The organism is Nioella sp., from assembly GCF_964229645.1.
Lineage (GTDB): Bacteria > Pseudomonadota > Alphaproteobacteria > Rhodobacterales > Rhodobacteraceae > Nioella.
In genome coordinates, this window is record NZ_CAXREX010000214.1 from 1 (window position 1) to 14,174 (window position 14,174).

A 14,174-nucleotide genomic window follows, 5' to 3' on the forward strand; every position below is an offset into this window, starting at 1 on the left:
ATGAAACCGAGTGAATGTCATGCGGAACTTCTCCTGAAAGGGATGCGCGGCGGCACAATGGCACGCAGGCAAGCGCGAGACCAGCACCAATGGGCCGGATAAACCGGATGTGTATGTCAGAAACGGGTGAGCCGCCGGGCCATGCGGGTCATCTGCCGCGCGCGCTGCGCATTGCGCTGCATCGCCTGGCGCTGACCGGGGTCAACGGGCTGTTCGGAACGCGCGCCCATGGCAGCGTTGATCCCGGCATCCACACCACGCGTCACGGCGCGGCGCAGGATCCGGTTCAGGATCATTGAAACGATACGGTCCATGTCTCTGCCTCTGATCTTTTGTTGCGGCCTTTGTGGCACGATTCCGTGGCAGAAATTGGGCAAGCGCCCGCGATCAGGGGCCGAACATGTCCTCCTGGTCCTCGGGCGGGTCCATCGCGTCATCCTCGCCCGCATCCTCGGGGCCGGGAAAGCTGCCCGGCGGCGGGCGGCTGTCCAGAAGACCTGCGGCGCGCAGTTCCTTCAGCCCCGGCAGGTCGCGGGTGGTTTCAAGCCCGAAATGGTCCAGAAAGCCTTGCGTGACCACGTAGGTCACGGGACGGCCCGGCGTCATCTTGCGCCGCCCGAAGCGCAGCCACTCCATTTCCATCAGCTGGTCGATGGTGCCCCGGCTGACCGAAACGCCGCGGATTTCCTCGATCTCGGCGCGGGTGCAGGGCTGGTGATAGGCGACGATGGCCAGGGTTTCGATCGCCGCCCGGCTGAGCTTGCGAGTCTCCACCTGTTCCCGGCTCATCAGGAAGGACAGGTCCGGCGCGGTGCGGATTGCCCAGGCATCGCCCACGCGCACCACGTTCACCCCCCGCCCCTCGTAGCGCTTGCGCAGCGAGAAGACGGCCTCGGCGGCATCGCAGCCATGGGGCATGCGATCCTGCATGGCGCGGGTCGAGAGCGGCTCGGACGAGGCGAACAGCATGGCCTCGACCATGCGTTCCTGCTCGGCCAGGGGCGGTGCCTGGAAGAGGCTTTCCTCCTGCGCCGCGGCCTCTTCGAGCCGTTCGGTCGCGTCGTCGTCGATGTCATCGCTGCTCATCGGGGCCTCTCGATTTCAGGTGGATCGGCGCGAAAGTGTCGCTTTGGCGGATCGTGGCCTTGCCTGCCTTGACCAGTTCGAGCGCCGCCGCGAAGGTCGAGGCCGCCGCCGAGCGCCGTTTCTTGGGATCGCGCCGCCAGCCGTCGGGGATGAAGGTGGCGATATCGACCCAATCGCCCACGTAGCCGATCATTCCGCGCATCTTTTCCAGCGCCTCCTCCATGGTCAGGATCGCGTCGCGGTCCATCACGAAGGGGCGGAATTCGTCGCGCGTGCGGATGCGGGCATAGCCCTGCATCAGGTCCAGCAACGTGGCGGTATAGGTGATCTTGCGGGCGGTCTCGACCTCTTCGGGCAGGCCCCGCACGAAACGGTCACGCCCAAGCCGGTCGCGCGCCATGAGCTGTGCCGCGCGTTCGCGCATGGCCTGAAGCCGCTCCAGCTGGAAGGCCAGATGCGCGGCCAGTTCCTCGCCCGTGGGACCCTCTTCGGAGGGATCGGGCGGCAGCAGCAGCCGCGATTTCAGGAAGGCCAGCCAGGCGGCCATGACCAGGTAATCGGCCGCCAGTTCGATCCGCAGGGACCGCGCCTTTTCGACGAAGGCCAGGTATTGCTCGGCCAGTTTCAGGACCGAGATCTTGCGCAGGTCCACCTTCTGGGTGCGCGAGAGCGTCAGAAGCACGTCGAGCGGGCCTTCGAAACCATCCACATCGACGATGAGAGCCTCTGCCGCGCGTCGTTCGGCGACGGTTTCCCAAAGGTCTTCCGCGTCTTTATCCCTGGTCTCGGCCATGCCTGCCCATCCCCTCGCAAGGCCCACAAGGTCCGGCGATGGCGGGGCAATGTCAAGATGCGCGGGGCGCTCCTGCGCCGGGCGCGGCGCGTCGACGCGCACCCTGCCTAACGCGAAAGATCGGCCAGTTCGGAAAGAAGCGCCTGCTCGTCCACGGAAAGCGGGGCACGACGACTGCCAAGGGCGCGGGCCAGTCGCGTCGAGGCGGCTGGATCGAGCGCCCCGGCGGCCCCGACGACAGCCTCCATCTCGGCGCGCTCGCCATTGCAATGCAGGATCACGTCACAGCCCGCCGCGCGCGCGCCCGCGGCCCTGTCGCCGATCGTGCCCGGAAGTGCGTTCATCGACAGGTCATCGGTCATCAACAGCCCGTCAAACCCGATGTCCTCGCGGATGAGCCGGATCATTGTCGCGCTCAGGGTCGCCGGGGCATCGGGGTCGATCGCCTCGTAGACCAGATGCGCGCTCATCCCCCAATGCAGGTCGGAAAGCGCCCGGAACGGGGCGAAATCCTCGGCCTCCAGCAGATCGCGCGGGACGCTCACGCGAGGCAGGTCATGGTGGCTGTCCAGCGTGCCGCGCCCGTGGCCGGGCATATGCTTGAGCACCGGAAAGACGCCCGCATCGGCAAGCCCCTCGGCCACCGCGCGCGCCAGCAGGGTCACGCTGCGCGCCTCGGTGCCGTAGCAGCGGTTGCGCAGGAAGGGATGTGTCTCGGGCCGGGCAATGTCGGCGCAGGGCGCACAGTTCCCGTCGATACCAAGCGCCGCGTGTTCGCGGGCAATAAGAAGGCTGCGCAGGTACATGGCGCGTGCGGCCGCGTCAGGCGCGGCCCGTTGGGCCTGCTCCAGCGGCGGAAGCCACTCGCGCCAATGGGGCGCGCGCAGGCGTTGCACCCGCCCGCCCTCCTGGTCGATGAAGATGGGCGCGTCCCAGCCCACGGCGTCGCGCAGGTCGGCGCAAAGCCGCCGGACCTGCGCGGGCGTGTCCACGTTGCGCGCGAAAAGGATGAAGCCCACCGGTGCCACGTCGCGGAAAAACGCGGCCTCCTCCGCGTCCAGGCGCGGGCCAAGGCAGCCGAAGATCGCGGGCGATCTGACGGGCGGAGTCACGGGGATCAGCGCACCGTGACCGGGATGCAGGGCGCGCCCTGTGCGGCGAGGGCCGAGCAGAAGCGGCGGGCATCGGACAGGTCGTCGAACCCATGCGCCCTGAGGCGGAAGAATTCCCGCCCGCCGGATACGGCCCGCTGCACCACGCGATCCTTGTCGCGGAAGAAATCGGGGTAGAGCCGGGCCAGGCGCGCCCATTCGTTGCGCGCGGTTTCCATGTCATCGAAGGCGCCAAGCTGCACCAGCCGCGTGCCGTCGGGCAGCGTTTCGGGATCAAGCTCGCTCACCGAGGGGGCAGCGGCCACCGGGGCGGCACCAGAAGCCGCGGCGGCGGGGGCGAGCGAGGCCACCTGAACGATCTGCTCGGGCCGCCCGATGGGGCGCAGGGACCGGCTCACACCGGGAATGGTGGCCGAGATCACCTCGATCGTGGGGCGGGCGGTGCCGGGCACCGGGTCGCGCGGCGCGGGGTCGGCCGCGGCCTCTTCGTCCACCGGCTCGGGGTCGAGCGGCGCCAGCGGCGTCGCTTCCTGCAACAGCCGGTCGATCAAGGCGAGCGTTTCCTCTCCGGTGCCCTCGGCGGGCGGTGTCGCGGTTTCCGGCAGGCTGGCCGAGCTGAGGTCGATTTCCGCGATGTCGAGCGGGGCTGGGGCCAGAACGATGCGGTCGGCAGCCGGCGCGGCTTCCTCGCCCTCGCTGATGCGGTTCACGGCCAGGCCCTGGTGATCGGCCACGCTGCCGCCCGGATTTTCCGGCGCAACCCGCATCGGCCCTTCCAGGGCGCGGATCACCGGCACGCCAGACACGTCGCGCACCGTCAGCTGCCAGGCCCAGATCGCCATGCCGGCGACCAACCCGACCGACATCAGCGCGCCGATCCAGTTGATGATGACGGACATGCCCGCAGCCCCGTCCTCGGACCGGGGGGCGGACTCCTCGTAATATTCTATATCTGCCATGCCTGCCCTCATTTCCCCGGCATGGGCAGCCCGCCTGGTTCGCGGCATACCGGGATTGTCCTAAGCCTGCTCGACCCCCGGTCTTCGCTGTTATTTTGTTGGCCGCTCCGGTTCCTCCGGGGTCTGACCTCAGCGCATTTCTTCGACCGGTGTCACGCCCAAGATACCAAGACCGTTGGAAATAACAACCTGAACGGCACGGATCAGCGCGAGTTTTGCTTTCGATGCAACAGGGTCATCTTCCTGCAGGAAGCGAAGGGCGGGTTCGGCATTGCCCTTGTTCCACAATCCGTGGAACTCGCTGGCCAGGTCATAAAGGTAGAAGGCCACCCGGTGCGGTTCGTGGCTGGAGGCCGCGATTTCCACAAGGCGCGGCCATTCGGCCAGCTTGGCCGCCAGCGCGAATTCCGCCGGATGGGCGATCGGGGTCAGGTCCGCGGCATCGGCGGCGATCCCAGCCTCCTCGGCCTTGCGCATCACCGAACAGATCCTGGCATGCGCGTATTGCACGTAGAAGACAGGGTTGTCCTTGGACTGTTCGCGCACCTTGTCGAGATCGAAATCGAGCGGCGCATCGTTCTTGCGCGTCAGCATGACGAAGCGGGTCACGTCCGCGCCCACCAGGTCCACCACGTCGCGCAGCGTCACGAAGGTGCCAGCGCGCTTGGACATCTTGAAGGGCTGGCCGTTCTGGAAGAGCTTCACCAGCTGCGTCAGCTTGATGTCCAGTGGCACACGGCCCTCCGACAGCGCCGAAACGGCGGCCTTCATGCGCTTGACATAGCCGCCATGGTCGGCCCCGAAAATGTCGATCAGCGCATCGAAGCCGCGCTGCACCTTGTCGTAGTGATAGGCGATATCGGGGGCGAAATAGGTCCAGCTGCCATCGGATTTCATGATCGGACGATCCACGTCATCGCCGTAATCGGTCGATTTGAAGAGCGTCTGTTCGCGCGGTTCCCAATCCTCGGGCGTCTTGCCCTTCGGCGGCTCCAGCGTGCCCTTGTAGATCAGCCCCTTGCCCCGCAGGTCCTCGATCGCCGCCTCGATCCGACCGGTGCCGTAAAGCGACTTCTCGGAATAGAAGACATCCATCCTGACGCCAAGCTGCGCCAGGTCCTCGCGGATCAACTCCATCATCGCGTCGGTGGCGTAATCGCGCACCTGCACCAACCAATCGGCCTCGGGCTTGCCGACATAGGCATCGCCCACCTCGGCCTTCAGCGCCTCGCCCACCTCGATCAGGTAATCGCCGGGATAGGTGCCATCCTCGAACGCCACCTCCTGCCCGTGGGCTTCGAGATAGCGCAGGTAGACCGAGCGGGCCAGCACATCGACCTGCGCGCCGCCATCGTTGATATAGTATTCGCGTGTCACCTCATGGCCCGCGAAGGCCAACAGGCTCGCCAGCGCATCGCCGAAAACCGCACCGCGCGTGTGGCCCACATGCAGCGGCCCGGTGGGGTTGGCGCTGACATATTCCACGTTGACCTTCTGCCCCTGCCCCATGCTGGAGCGGCCATAGTCCGCGCCCGCCGCCAGCACACCCGCGATCACGCCGCGCCAGGTGGCCTCCGACAGGCGCAGGTTGAGGAACCCGGGGCCCGCGACCTCGGCCGTCTCGATCCGGTCATCGGCGGCAAGCTTGCCCGCCAACGCCTCGGCGATGTCGCGCGGCTTCATGCCCGCGGGCTTGGCCAGCACCATCGCCGCGTTCGTCGCCATGTCGCCATGGGCCGCGTCGCGCGGGGGTTCCACCGCCACGTTCTTCATGTCGAGCCCGGCGGGCAGCCCGCCCTCGGAGGCAAGCGCCTCCAGGCTTTCGATCACAAGCGCACGGATATCGGCAAAGAGGGTCATGTCACGGGGTCCTGTCTGGTTGGGCGGGGTTTACCACGCAAGCGCCGAAGGTCAATCGCAGAGCAGGGCTTCCCGCTTCTTCTTGGTGAAAATACTCATGCCCGGCAGGCCACATCCCGCACCAAACCCGTGGCGAGGCCCGGCCCTTGCCGATGTCCCGCGGCAGCTACGGCACGGACGAGGGCCCCCGGGGTTCCCCGGGGGCGTGAGCCGGGCCGTTCACCGGTCGACGCGCCGCAAGGCGCGGCGATCCCCTTTACTTGGACCCCCCCGGGGCAGGGGCCGGGGCGGTGGCCGGGCCGCAATAGGCATAGGTGCCCGCCCAGTTGGGCTGCACGTAGACGATCCCGTTATCCCAACTGGGCATCAGCATGTAGCGTTCGGTCCAGGTCTCGCCTTCGCCCGAACATTGCCCATCGTAGAAATAGGCCCCCTCGAAGCCCGGCACCGGGCCCGCAGGGGTCAGCGTGCAGGCGCTTTCGTAAAACAGGATCCGGTTGCCGCTGATCTCGATCCGCGTATCGCTGTAGGGGTTGCCGCTACAGGCATCGAGCTCGTAGGCCCCCTCCGGCAGGGCCTGGGCCAGCGCACCCCCTGCCCCCGCGGCCAAGACCAGCGCCGCTGCCGCCATCATCCGTGTCATGTCGGTCCTCCGTGACAGTCCGTGGCCTGACTAGAGCATGCAGGCCCCTGCCCTGTCACCTATCGTGCGACATGATCCTTGTGCTGTTGCAGGGCGAAGCGGTCGGTCATGCCGGCGATATAATCCGCGACCAGCCGTGCCCGCGCGGTCTCGTCACCGGCCTGTGCCACGTCGCTTTGCCATTCCTCGGGCAAGAGATCGGGGCGCGCCATGTAAAGAGGGAAGAGCTCTTCGACCACGCAGGTCACGCGCTTGCGCATCTCGACCACCGAGGGCGCGCGGTACATGCGCGAGAAGAGGAAGGCGCGGATCTCCTTCAACTGGGTGAAGAGCCCGTGCGAGAAGCGCACCATGGGCCGCCCAGCCCCGCGCAGCGCCGCCACGTCGGCGGGCGCGGCCTCGGCCAGCCGGGCGCGGCTTTCGTCGATGACGTCCGAGACCATGACCCCGAAAACGCGCCGCAGCGCCTCGGCCCGGCGGCGCTTGGGGTCGAGCCCCGGGAACAGCCGGTCAACCTCGGCATAGGCCGCACCGACGATGGGCAGATCGGCCGCCTCGGCATCGGTGAAGAGCCCCGCGCGCAGCCCGTCGGCCAGGTCGTGATTGTTATAGGCAATATCGTCCGAGACGGCCGCGACCTGCGCCTCGCCCGAGGCGTGGGTGTGAAGCTCCAGGTCATGGCGCGCGTTGTAATCGGCCAGCGCGAAGGGCAGCGCGCCGGTGACCGGGCCATTGTGCTTGGCGATCCCTTCCAGCGTTTCCCAGGTCAGGTTGAGCCCGTCAAAGCCTGCGTAGCTGCGCTCCAGCGAGGTCACGATCTTCAGCGCCTGCGCATTGTGATCGAAGCCGCCATGGGGCGCCATCAGCGCATCGAGCGCATCCTCGCCGGTATGCCCGAAGGGCGTGTGGCCCAGGTCATGGGCCAGCGCCACCGCTTCGGTCAGGTCCTCGTTCAGGCCAAGCGCGCGAGCGATGGTGCGCGCCACCTGCGCCACCTCGATGGAATGGGTCAGCCGGGTGCGGAAATGGTCGCCCTCATGTTCCACGAAGACCTGGGTCTTGTGCTTGAGACGTCGGAAGGCCCCCGCGTGGATGATCCGGTCGCGGTCGCGCTGGAAGGGCGAGCGGAAAGCGCTCTCCTCCTCGGGGTAAAGCCTGCCACGGCTTTCGTCCGGATTGCAGGCATAGGGTGCTGCCATCGCCCCTGCCTCCTTCTGCCTTGTGGTCCCCACGGCTCTGACGGCCGCATTTATCCACAGGCTATAGCACCGCAATGGCGCAGTGGCGAGGGGTCCTGCCCCCCTTGAGCCGCCGCGCCAGCGCGCCTATCTTGTCGGACAAGACCGACAGCCCATCCCGGAGCCGCGCCCATGCTGACCCTGCCCCCGAAAGTGACCGACCGCGCCTTTGCCCGGATCGCCGAGATCAACGCGGCCTCGGGCGAGGGAAAGGCGCTGCGCGTGGCGGTCGAGGGCGGCGGATGCTCTGGCTTCCAGTATGAAATTTCGCTGGACGATCCGGGCGAGGATGACCTGGTGCTGGAAGGCGCGGGCCAGAAGGTGGTGATCGACAGCGTTTCGCTGCCCTTCCTGACGGATGCGGTGATCGACTTCACCGAGGAACTCATCGGCGCGCGCTTCACCATCGAGAACCCGAACGCCACCTCGTCCTGCGGGTGCGGCACCTCGTTCTCGATGTAATCGTCCCCTACCATCTCCCGGCTTTCATCGACCTGACCTGGGCTTGACCCCGAACAGGGCCCTGCGCCAGGCGGGTCAGCCACCGGGGCGCGCGTCAGTCATTCGACATCGACTGGGTCGGCAGGGTTGCCCCGCCCGACAGCGACATGGCCTGCCCGAGCCCCGCCAGCAGCTCGAGCGTGTCGGTGGGCTGCAACAGGGCGTCGGCCCGTTCTGCCGCCTCGGCAAGCGCCAGCAGCGCGGAGGCGTCGAGCGCTTCGCCCGTCCCAAGCACCGATAGCGCCTGGTCGATGGCGGCAACCGCGCGCTGTTCCGCGCTGTCGGCAGGGCTGGTCACCGCAGGGGCCGCGGGGCGCGGGGCGGCGGGGGGCGCAATGGTGCGCGTGCCGAGGGCCACCGCGCTGCCTGCGGCGGGGGCGGCATCGGCCATCTCGGCCTCCCTCTCCTGCTCGGCCTCGGCATCGCGACGGGCCAGGCCCGGTGCCTCGGCCCGTTCGGCCAGGATCGGGCGCAGGTGATCGGCACGGGCCTGAAGACGCGCCGAGGCTTCCTCCAGAAGCAGGTCATGCAGCCTGCCCGGTTCAGTAATCGCGGCCAGTCGGAGGAGCTGTGTGGTGGGCATGGCAGCGAAGCCTTCGCGCGCGGTCATTTGCGCCAGCGCATCGCCGCTTGCAGCAGCTTCGCCGGGCAGTCCGAAGAGATCGGCCAAAAGCCCTGCCTCAACCAGCAGCGCACGGCGATCGGCCGGGGCGGCGTCGCGGTCAAGCGCCAGGATCTGCGCCCGCGCGGCAAGCCAGTCATAGGCGCGGTCAGCCACGCTGCCCTCGGGCGCGGACGGGCCGGGAACGGGGGGCACGAGCTCCAGCGCGGCCAGCGCGGCGGGCGCAGGGCTGGCCGCGCGCGACCAGACCGCCTCGGCTTCGCCAAGGGCGTGGTAATAGAGCGGGTCGCAGCAGCCCACCTCGTTGGCCAGGTCCGTCCAGCGGGCGCGTTCAACCAGGCGGGCGACATCGTCTTCGGCCCACTCCGGCAGGCGAGCGGCCACGGTGCGGATCGCGGCCAGCGCGGGCGCGAGCGCCTCAAGCGCCTCGGCCTCGCTCACCACGCCTGCATCGACCGCCGCCGACCAGTCGGCCAGCGAAATCTGCTGCGTCGCGAAAAAGGCGTCATGCTGCATCCAGCGATCGGTCAGGATCGTGGCCCAGCTGTCGATGTAGCGCCGGGAAAAACCGACCCCCGCCGCATCGAACGCCTCGGCCAGCCGCGCACGCACCGGGGCGGGCCTGTGACCAGCGCTTTGTGCGTCGTAGAGTGCGACGACCTCGGCATTGAGCGCCGAAACACCGTCAGCCCCCTGCGCACGAAGGGCGAAGGGGGCCGCGATCAGGACGGCAAGGGCAAGGACGAAACTGAGGGTTCGGAGCATGGCAATCCGTTTCTGGGGTCAGTAGAGCGACGACACGAGGCTTTGCAGCGCCGGGCCGATCGGGGTGCCGGAGGTGCCCCCCTGCGCCATAACGCGCGCGGGAAGCAGGAGGAAGAGGATGAAAAGGGCGGTCAGGAAATTACGCATGAGTCCGCTGAACTCCGAAAATGTCGTGGTCCGAAATCGTCATGCATCAATAGTGTCATATTAACACTTAAAAGGCAAGTCCCCGGACATTGCCCTTGGCTTTCGGGGCTGAAGCAGCGAAAATCGAAGGAATTTCCGTAGATTGAACACGAACAGGGCGGGCAGGATGAAGATCGCAACCTTCAACATCAATGGAATCAAGGCCCGCCACGTGGCGCTGTGCGACTGGCTGGACGAATCGCAGCCCGACGTCGCGCTGCTGCAGGAGATCAAGTCCGTGGACGAGAACTTTCCGCGCGAACTGTTCGAAGAACGCGGCTACAACGTGCAAACCCACGGGCAGAAGAGCTTCAACGGGGTGGCGATCCTGTCGAAACTGCCGCTGGAGGACGTCACGCGCGGCCTGCCCGGGGATGACGCGGACGAACAGGCGCGCTGGATCGAGGCGACCGTCGTGGGCAAAGCGAGCGCGGTGCGGCTCTGCGGGCTTTACCTGCCCAATGGCAACCCCTGCCCCGGACCCAAATACGACTACAAGCTCGCGTGGATGGCACGGATGGAGGCGCGGGCCCGGGCGCTGCTGGAAGAGGAAATCCCTGTCGTGATGGCGGGCGACTACAACATCATTCCGCAGGACGAGGATGCCGCCCGGCCCGAGGCCTGGCGCGAGGACGCGCTGGCACGACCCGAAAGCCGCGCCGCCTATCGGCGGATCCTGAACCTGGGCTTCACGGAAGCCTTCCGCGCGCGGGTTCAGGGGCCGGAGCACTATTCCTTCTGGGATTATCAGGCCGGTGCCTGGCAGAGAAACGACGGCATCCGCATCGACCACCTGCTGCTGAGCCCGCAGGCCGCGGACCTGCTGGCCGATTGCCGGATCGACAAGGAGACTCGGGGGCGCGACAAGCCGTCGGACCACGTGCCGGTCTGGATCGAGCTGGCCGCCTGACCTCGCCGCGCAAGCGCGCGTCGACCCGGGCGCGCCCCTCGTCGACCCCCGCTATGGCGGGGGCACTCCTTGGGTCGCAGTTGCCACGGAGACCCGGAAATGGGCGGCGCGAGCCTGTGCCGGCAGGGCAGACCGACGGGGCGGGACGCCTCCGGCGGGAGTATTTCGGCCAAGAAGAAGCGACTAGCGGGCGCGGGTGACGTCGTGGCCGTAGAGCCATTCGAAGCGGTTTGCCGCCAGTTGCGGGGCAAACCGCCCGCCGAGCCTGAGCGCCAGATGTGCAGCGGCGCGGTAAGGGCCGGGGCGCAGGTGGTAGTTCTCGGCATTCCTGGAGGCAGCCTCGACGATGCGGGCCACGCGCTTGCGGCGAAGGCCTGCGTAGCGGGTGAAGGCGGTGGCGATGTCGTCTTCCTGGTCAAGCGCATCGGCCAGCACCCAGGCATCTTCCAGCGCCATGTTGGCGCCCTGCGCCAGGAAGGGCAGCGTCGGATGCGCGGCATCGCCCAGAAGCGCGACCCGCCCCTGGGACCAGTGCTTGGCCACCGGGTGACGGAAGAGCCCCCACAGGTAGACACCATCGGCACGGAACAGCAGATCGCGGATCTCGGGCGCGAAATCGGCGAAGGCGGCACGCAGGATCTCGGGCCTGTCCTTGTGGTTCCAGCCCTCGGCGGCCCACCCGTCGCGTTCCTCGACCGCGACCACGTTCATCAGCTCGCCCCCGCGCAGGGGATAGGTCACGATATGCCGGCCCGGCCCCATATGCACCGTGGCCTCGGGCGGGGTGTCAGGTTTGTCCAGCGGGATCGTGCAGCGCCAGGCGACCTGGCCGGTGAAGAAGGGCCGCGTGGCCGGGTTGAGGGCAGCCCGGCTGGGGGAATGAAGCCCGTCGGCCCCGATGAGGAGCGGCACGGCTTCCGTGGCCCCGCCCTCGAAGGTGAGCCTGGCCTCGGCATCGCCCGGTTCGACCGCGATAACCTTGCGGCCCAGTTCCACGGTGACGCCCGCGGCCTGCGCGCCCTGTCGCAGGATCTCGATCAGGTCAGCCCGGTGGGTCAGGTGATAGGGCCGGTCGGCGCGGTCGAGCGTCATGCGGAAGACCTCGTCGCCGCGGCGGAAATCGCGCAGCACCACCGCGCGCGCCTGGGGGGCCGCGGCGTCCAGGGCCGCGCCCAGGCCAAGCGCCTGCATCACCACCGCGCCGTTGGGGCTGACCTGGAGTCCGGCTCCGACCTCGCGGATCGCGTCGGCCTGATCGAGCACCCGCACCTGTGCGCCGCGCTGCGCCAGAGCCGTGGCCACCGCCAGCCCTCCGATGCCCGCGCCCAATACGGTGATGTCCTGCCCGATCAACATGGCCTGTCCCTTATCGAAGAAAAAACCGGGGCCGCTGGGCCCCGGTGCGTCCGGCCCCGCCTGTGGGGCCGCCTGTCCTGCGCGCGCCCTGGCGGGCCTGCGCACGGTCAGTCGTCGCGGTGGACCTTTTCGCGCCGCTCGTGGCGTTCCTGTGCCTCGAGGCTCAGGGTCGCGATCGGGCGGGCATCGAGGCGTTTGAGCGAAATCGGCTCACCGGTTTCCTCGCAATAACCATACTCGCCCTCGTCGATGCGACGCAGCGCCGAGTCGATCTTGGCGATCAGCTTGCGCTGACGGTCGCGGGTGCGCAGTTCCAGGGCCCGGTCGGTTTCCTCGCTGGCCCGGTCGGCCACGTCGGGAATGTTGCGGGTATCGCCCTGAAGCACGGCAACGGTCGAGCGGCTCTCATCCAGCAGTTCGTTTTTCCAGGTCAGCAATTTGCGGCGGAAATACTCGAGCTGGCGCTCGTTCATGAAGGGTTCGTCCTCAGCGGGACGGTAATCTTCTGGCAGAAAGACTTCAGCTTTCATGTTTCTCCCCTTAGCGGGACCAAGGCGGCGAACCCGACTCGCGCAGGGCCTGCCCCCTGGTCACTTGCCGCCCGCTTACAAGAACGCGCTTCCCTTGTCACCCCATGTAATGCCCGCTTGTGGCCCCGGGAAGGCGTGCTATGGTCGCGCCCGCATCCGGGCAAGAGACTGAGGGAACGTCATGAAATTCGACGGCACGGCCAACTATGTCGCGACCGAGGACCTGACCGTTGCGGTCAATGCGGCGGTCACGCTGGAACGGCCCTTGCTGGTCAAGGGCGAGCCGGGCACCGGCAAGACCGAACTGGCGCGGCAGGTGGCGCAGGCCCTGAGCCTTCCGATCATCGAATGGCACGTGAAATCCACCACCCGGGCGCAGCAGGGCCTGTACGAATACGATGCCGTCAGCCGGCTGCGCGACAGCCAGTTGGGCGACGAGCGCGTTCACGATGTCGCGAACTACATTCGCAAGGGCAAGCTGTGGCAGGCCTTCGAGGCGACGGGCAAATGCGTGCTGCTGATCGACGAGATCGACAAGGCCGATATCGAGTTTCCCAACGATTTGTTGCAGGAACTCGACCGGATGGAATTCTTCGTCTACGAGACCGGCGAGACGATCAAGGCCCAGAACCGCCCCATCGTCATCATCACCTCGAACAACGAGAAGGAACTGCCCGACGCCTTCCTGCGGCGCTGCTTCTTCCACTATATCCGCTTCCCCGAGATGGAGGTGCTCAAGCAGATCGTCGAGGTCCATCACCCCGGCATCAAGCCGCGCCTTCTGACCGAGGCGCTGACCCAGTTCTACGAAATCCGCGACCAGCAGGGGCTGAAGAAAAAGCCCTCGACCTCGGAAGTGCTGGACTGGCTCAAGCTGCTTCTGGCCGAGGACCTGGACCCCGAGGACCTCAAGCGCGACGGGGCCAATGCGTTGCCCAAGCTGCACGGGGCACTGTTGAAGAACGAACAGGACGTGGCGCTGTTCGAGCGGCTGGCCTTCATGGCCCGGCAGCAGCGCCGCTGAGGCCGGGCAGGGCCCCGCCCCTGCCCCGCACTGACCCCGACTTCGCTTGCACCGCTCCTGAATTGTGCCACAATCGGCCCCTAGCGATTTTCTTAACGAAGCAGTGACAAGAAGAGACCGAAACGGGTGAGCAGCGATCTCGACATTCGCCTGATCGACCAGGCAGACCGCGCCGCGTGGCAGCCGCTCTGGCGCGATTACCTGGCGTTCTACAACACCGAACTGCCGGACAGCACCTATGACGCGACCTTCGCGCGCTATGCCGACTCCGCGAATGCCGACATGCGCGGATGGATCGCCTGGCAGGGCGACCGCGCGCTCGGTCTGGTGCATTCGATTGCCCATGCCCATGGCTGGCGGCCTGAACCGGTGACCTACCTTCAGGATCTCTTCACCCTGCCCGCCGCACGGGGCAAGGGCGTCGCGCGGGCACTGATCGAAACGGTCTATGCCGATGCCGATGCCGCCGGGCGGCCGGCCGTTTACTGGCTGACCCAGACCGGCAATACGACCGCGCGCAGGCTTTACGACCAGATCGCCAACGCGACCGATTTCATGGTCTACCGCCGGGCGACGGGGTAAGCGCATG

General features: G+C 67.4%; 16 protein-coding genes. 4 read left to right on the forward strand and 12 right to left on the reverse strand.

Annotated features, from left to right (window positions below):
• Positions 1-116: 116 nt before the first annotated feature.
• The 8 genes from ACEQXV_RS14270 to ACEQXV_RS14305 form a co-directional block, all read right to left on the reverse strand.
• A complete protein-coding gene (locus tag ACEQXV_RS14270; RefSeq protein ID WP_370251330.1) occupies positions 117-314 on the reverse strand; it encodes a hypothetical protein in 198 nt (65 codons plus the stop codon).
• A gap of 73 nt (positions 315-387) precedes the next feature.
• A complete protein-coding gene (gene scpB, locus ACEQXV_RS14275; protein WP_370251331.1) occupies positions 388-1,086 on the reverse strand; it encodes an SMC-Scp complex subunit ScpB in 699 nt (232 codons plus the stop codon).
• On the reverse strand, positions 1,073-1,879 hold the full coding sequence (locus tag ACEQXV_RS14280; RefSeq protein ID WP_370251332.1) for a ScpA family protein: 807 nt from the start codon (positions 1,877-1,879) through the stop codon (positions 1,073-1,075). The genes scpB and ACEQXV_RS14280 overlap by 14 nt, the downstream gene beginning before the upstream one ends.
• Positions 1,880-1,986: 107 nt before the next feature.
• Positions 1,987-2,991, reverse strand: a complete 1,005-nt coding sequence (locus tag ACEQXV_RS14285) for a glycoside hydrolase family 3 N-terminal domain-containing protein (protein ID WP_370269753.1) — start codon at positions 2,989-2,991, stop codon at positions 1,987-1,989.
• Between the two features lie 5 nt (positions 2,992-2,996).
• A complete protein-coding gene (locus ACEQXV_RS14290) occupies positions 2,997-3,950 on the reverse strand; it encodes an SPOR domain-containing protein (protein ID WP_370251334.1) in 954 nt (317 codons plus the stop codon).
• A 129-nt stretch (positions 3,951-4,079) separates the two neighbouring features.
• Positions 4,080-5,810 (reverse strand): arginine--tRNA ligase, encoded by a 1,731-nt coding sequence (gene argS, locus ACEQXV_RS14295; protein WP_370251335.1) that lies wholly within the window; start codon positions 5,808-5,810, stop codon positions 4,080-4,082.
• A gap of 256 nt (positions 5,811-6,066) precedes the next feature.
• The gene (locus tag ACEQXV_RS14300) at positions 6,067-6,453 is read right to left on the reverse strand and encodes a hypothetical protein (protein ID WP_370251336.1); all 387 of its coding nucleotides are present in this window, start codon (positions 6,451-6,453) and stop codon (positions 6,067-6,069) included.
• Positions 6,454-6,512: 59 nt separating this feature from the next.
• Positions 6,513-7,652, reverse strand: coding sequence for a deoxyguanosinetriphosphate triphosphohydrolase (locus tag ACEQXV_RS14305; RefSeq protein ID WP_370251337.1), 1,140 nt, complete (start codon positions 7,650-7,652; stop codon positions 6,513-6,515).
• Between the two features lie 171 nt (positions 7,653-7,823).
• On the opposite strand from ACEQXV_RS14305, the gene ACEQXV_RS14310 reads away from it, so the two are divergent.
• The gene (locus tag ACEQXV_RS14310) at positions 7,824-8,153 is read left to right on the forward strand and encodes a HesB/IscA family protein (RefSeq protein ID WP_370269755.1); all 330 of its coding nucleotides are present in this window, start codon (positions 7,824-7,826) and stop codon (positions 8,151-8,153) included.
• 94 nt (positions 8,154-8,247) lie between these two features.
• On the opposite strand, the gene ACEQXV_RS14315 is transcribed toward ACEQXV_RS14310, so the two are convergent.
• Both ACEQXV_RS14315 and ACEQXV_RS14320 read right to left on the reverse strand, forming a co-directional pair.
• Positions 8,248-9,579, reverse strand: a complete 1,332-nt coding sequence (locus ACEQXV_RS14315) for a hypothetical protein (protein ID WP_370269756.1) — start codon at positions 9,577-9,579, stop codon at positions 8,248-8,250.
• Positions 9,580-9,597: 18 nt separating this feature from the next.
• On the reverse strand, positions 9,598-9,726 hold the full coding sequence (locus ACEQXV_RS14320; protein WP_370254861.1) for a hypothetical protein: 129 nt from the start codon (positions 9,724-9,726) through the stop codon (positions 9,598-9,600).
• Between the two features lie 166 nt (positions 9,727-9,892).
• Between ACEQXV_RS14320 and xth the strand changes: the two genes are divergently transcribed.
• Positions 9,893-10,675, forward strand: a complete 783-nt coding sequence (gene xth / locus ACEQXV_RS14325) for an exodeoxyribonuclease III (RefSeq protein WP_370254859.1) — start codon at positions 9,893-9,895, stop codon at positions 10,673-10,675.
• Between the two features lie 183 nt (positions 10,676-10,858).
• On the opposite strand, the gene ACEQXV_RS14330 is transcribed toward xth, so the two are convergent.
• Positions 10,859-12,031, reverse strand: a complete 1,173-nt coding sequence (locus ACEQXV_RS14330; protein WP_370269757.1) for an FAD-dependent monooxygenase — start codon at positions 12,029-12,031, stop codon at positions 10,859-10,861.
• Between the two features lie 107 nt (positions 12,032-12,138).
• Positions 12,139-12,561, reverse strand: coding sequence for an RNA polymerase-binding protein DksA (dksA, locus tag ACEQXV_RS14335; protein ID WP_370269759.1), 423 nt, complete (start codon positions 12,559-12,561; stop codon positions 12,139-12,141).
• Positions 12,562-12,742: 181 nt separating this feature from the next.
• Between dksA and ACEQXV_RS14340 the strand changes: the two genes are divergently transcribed.
• Together ACEQXV_RS14340 and ACEQXV_RS14345 are read left to right on the forward strand one after the other, a co-directional pair.
• Positions 12,743-13,585, forward strand: a complete 843-nt coding sequence (locus ACEQXV_RS14340; RefSeq protein ID WP_370251745.1) for an AAA family ATPase — start codon at positions 12,743-12,745, stop codon at positions 13,583-13,585.
• Positions 13,586-13,711: 126 nt separating this feature from the next.
• Positions 13,712-14,167, forward strand: a complete 456-nt coding sequence (locus tag ACEQXV_RS14345) for an N-acetyltransferase family protein (protein WP_370251746.1) — start codon at positions 13,712-13,714, stop codon at positions 14,165-14,167.
• The last annotated feature ends 7 nt before the right edge of the window (positions 14,168-14,174 follow it).

Excerpts from the sequence above, each read along its gene's own strand:
- ACEQXV_RS14305 (WP_370251337.1), bottom strand. The coding sequence starts at position 7,652 with ATGGCAGCACCCTATGCCTGCAATCCGGACGAAAGCCGTGGCAGGCTT.
- dksA (WP_370269759.1), bottom strand. The coding sequence starts at position 12,561 with ATGAAAGCTGAAGTCTTTCTGCCAGAAGATTACCGTCCCGCTGAGGAC.
- xth (WP_370254859.1), top strand. The coding sequence starts at position 9,893 with ATGAAGATCGCAACCTTCAACATCAATGGAATCAAGGCCCGCCACGTG.
- argS (WP_370251335.1), bottom strand. The coding sequence starts at position 5,810 with ATGACCCTCTTTGCCGATATCCGTGCGCTTGTGATCGAAAGCCTGGAG.
- ACEQXV_RS14310 (WP_370269755.1), top strand. The coding sequence starts at position 7,824 with ATGCTGACCCTGCCCCCGAAAGTGACCGACCGCGCCTTTGCCCGGATC.
- ACEQXV_RS14330 (WP_370269757.1), bottom strand. The coding sequence starts at position 12,031 with ATGTTGATCGGGCAGGACATCACCGTATTGGGCGCGGGCATCGGAGGG.
- ACEQXV_RS14270 (WP_370251330.1), bottom strand. The coding sequence starts at position 314 with ATGGACCGTATCGTTTCAATGATCCTGAACCGGATCCTGCGCCGCGCC.
- ACEQXV_RS14280 (WP_370251332.1), bottom strand. The coding sequence starts at position 1,879 with ATGGCCGAGACCAGGGATAAAGACGCGGAAGACCTTTGGGAAACCGTC.
- ACEQXV_RS14315 (WP_370269756.1), bottom strand. The coding sequence starts at position 9,579 with ATGCTCCGAACCCTCAGTTTCGTCCTTGCCCTTGCCGTCCTGATCGCG.
- ACEQXV_RS14300 (WP_370251336.1), bottom strand. The coding sequence starts at position 6,453 with ATGACACGGATGATGGCGGCAGCGGCGCTGGTCTTGGCCGCGGGGGCA.
- scpB (WP_370251331.1), bottom strand. The coding sequence starts at position 1,086 with ATGAGCAGCGATGACATCGACGACGACGCGACCGAACGGCTCGAAGAG.
- ACEQXV_RS14290 (WP_370251334.1), bottom strand. The coding sequence starts at position 3,950 with ATGGCAGATATAGAATATTACGAGGAGTCCGCCCCCCGGTCCGAGGAC.
- ACEQXV_RS14340 (WP_370251745.1), top strand. The coding sequence starts at position 12,743 with ATGAAATTCGACGGCACGGCCAACTATGTCGCGACCGAGGACCTGACC.
- ACEQXV_RS14320 (WP_370254861.1), bottom strand. The coding sequence starts at position 9,726 with ATGCGTAATTTCCTGACCGCCCTTTTCATCCTCTTCCTCCTGCTTCCC.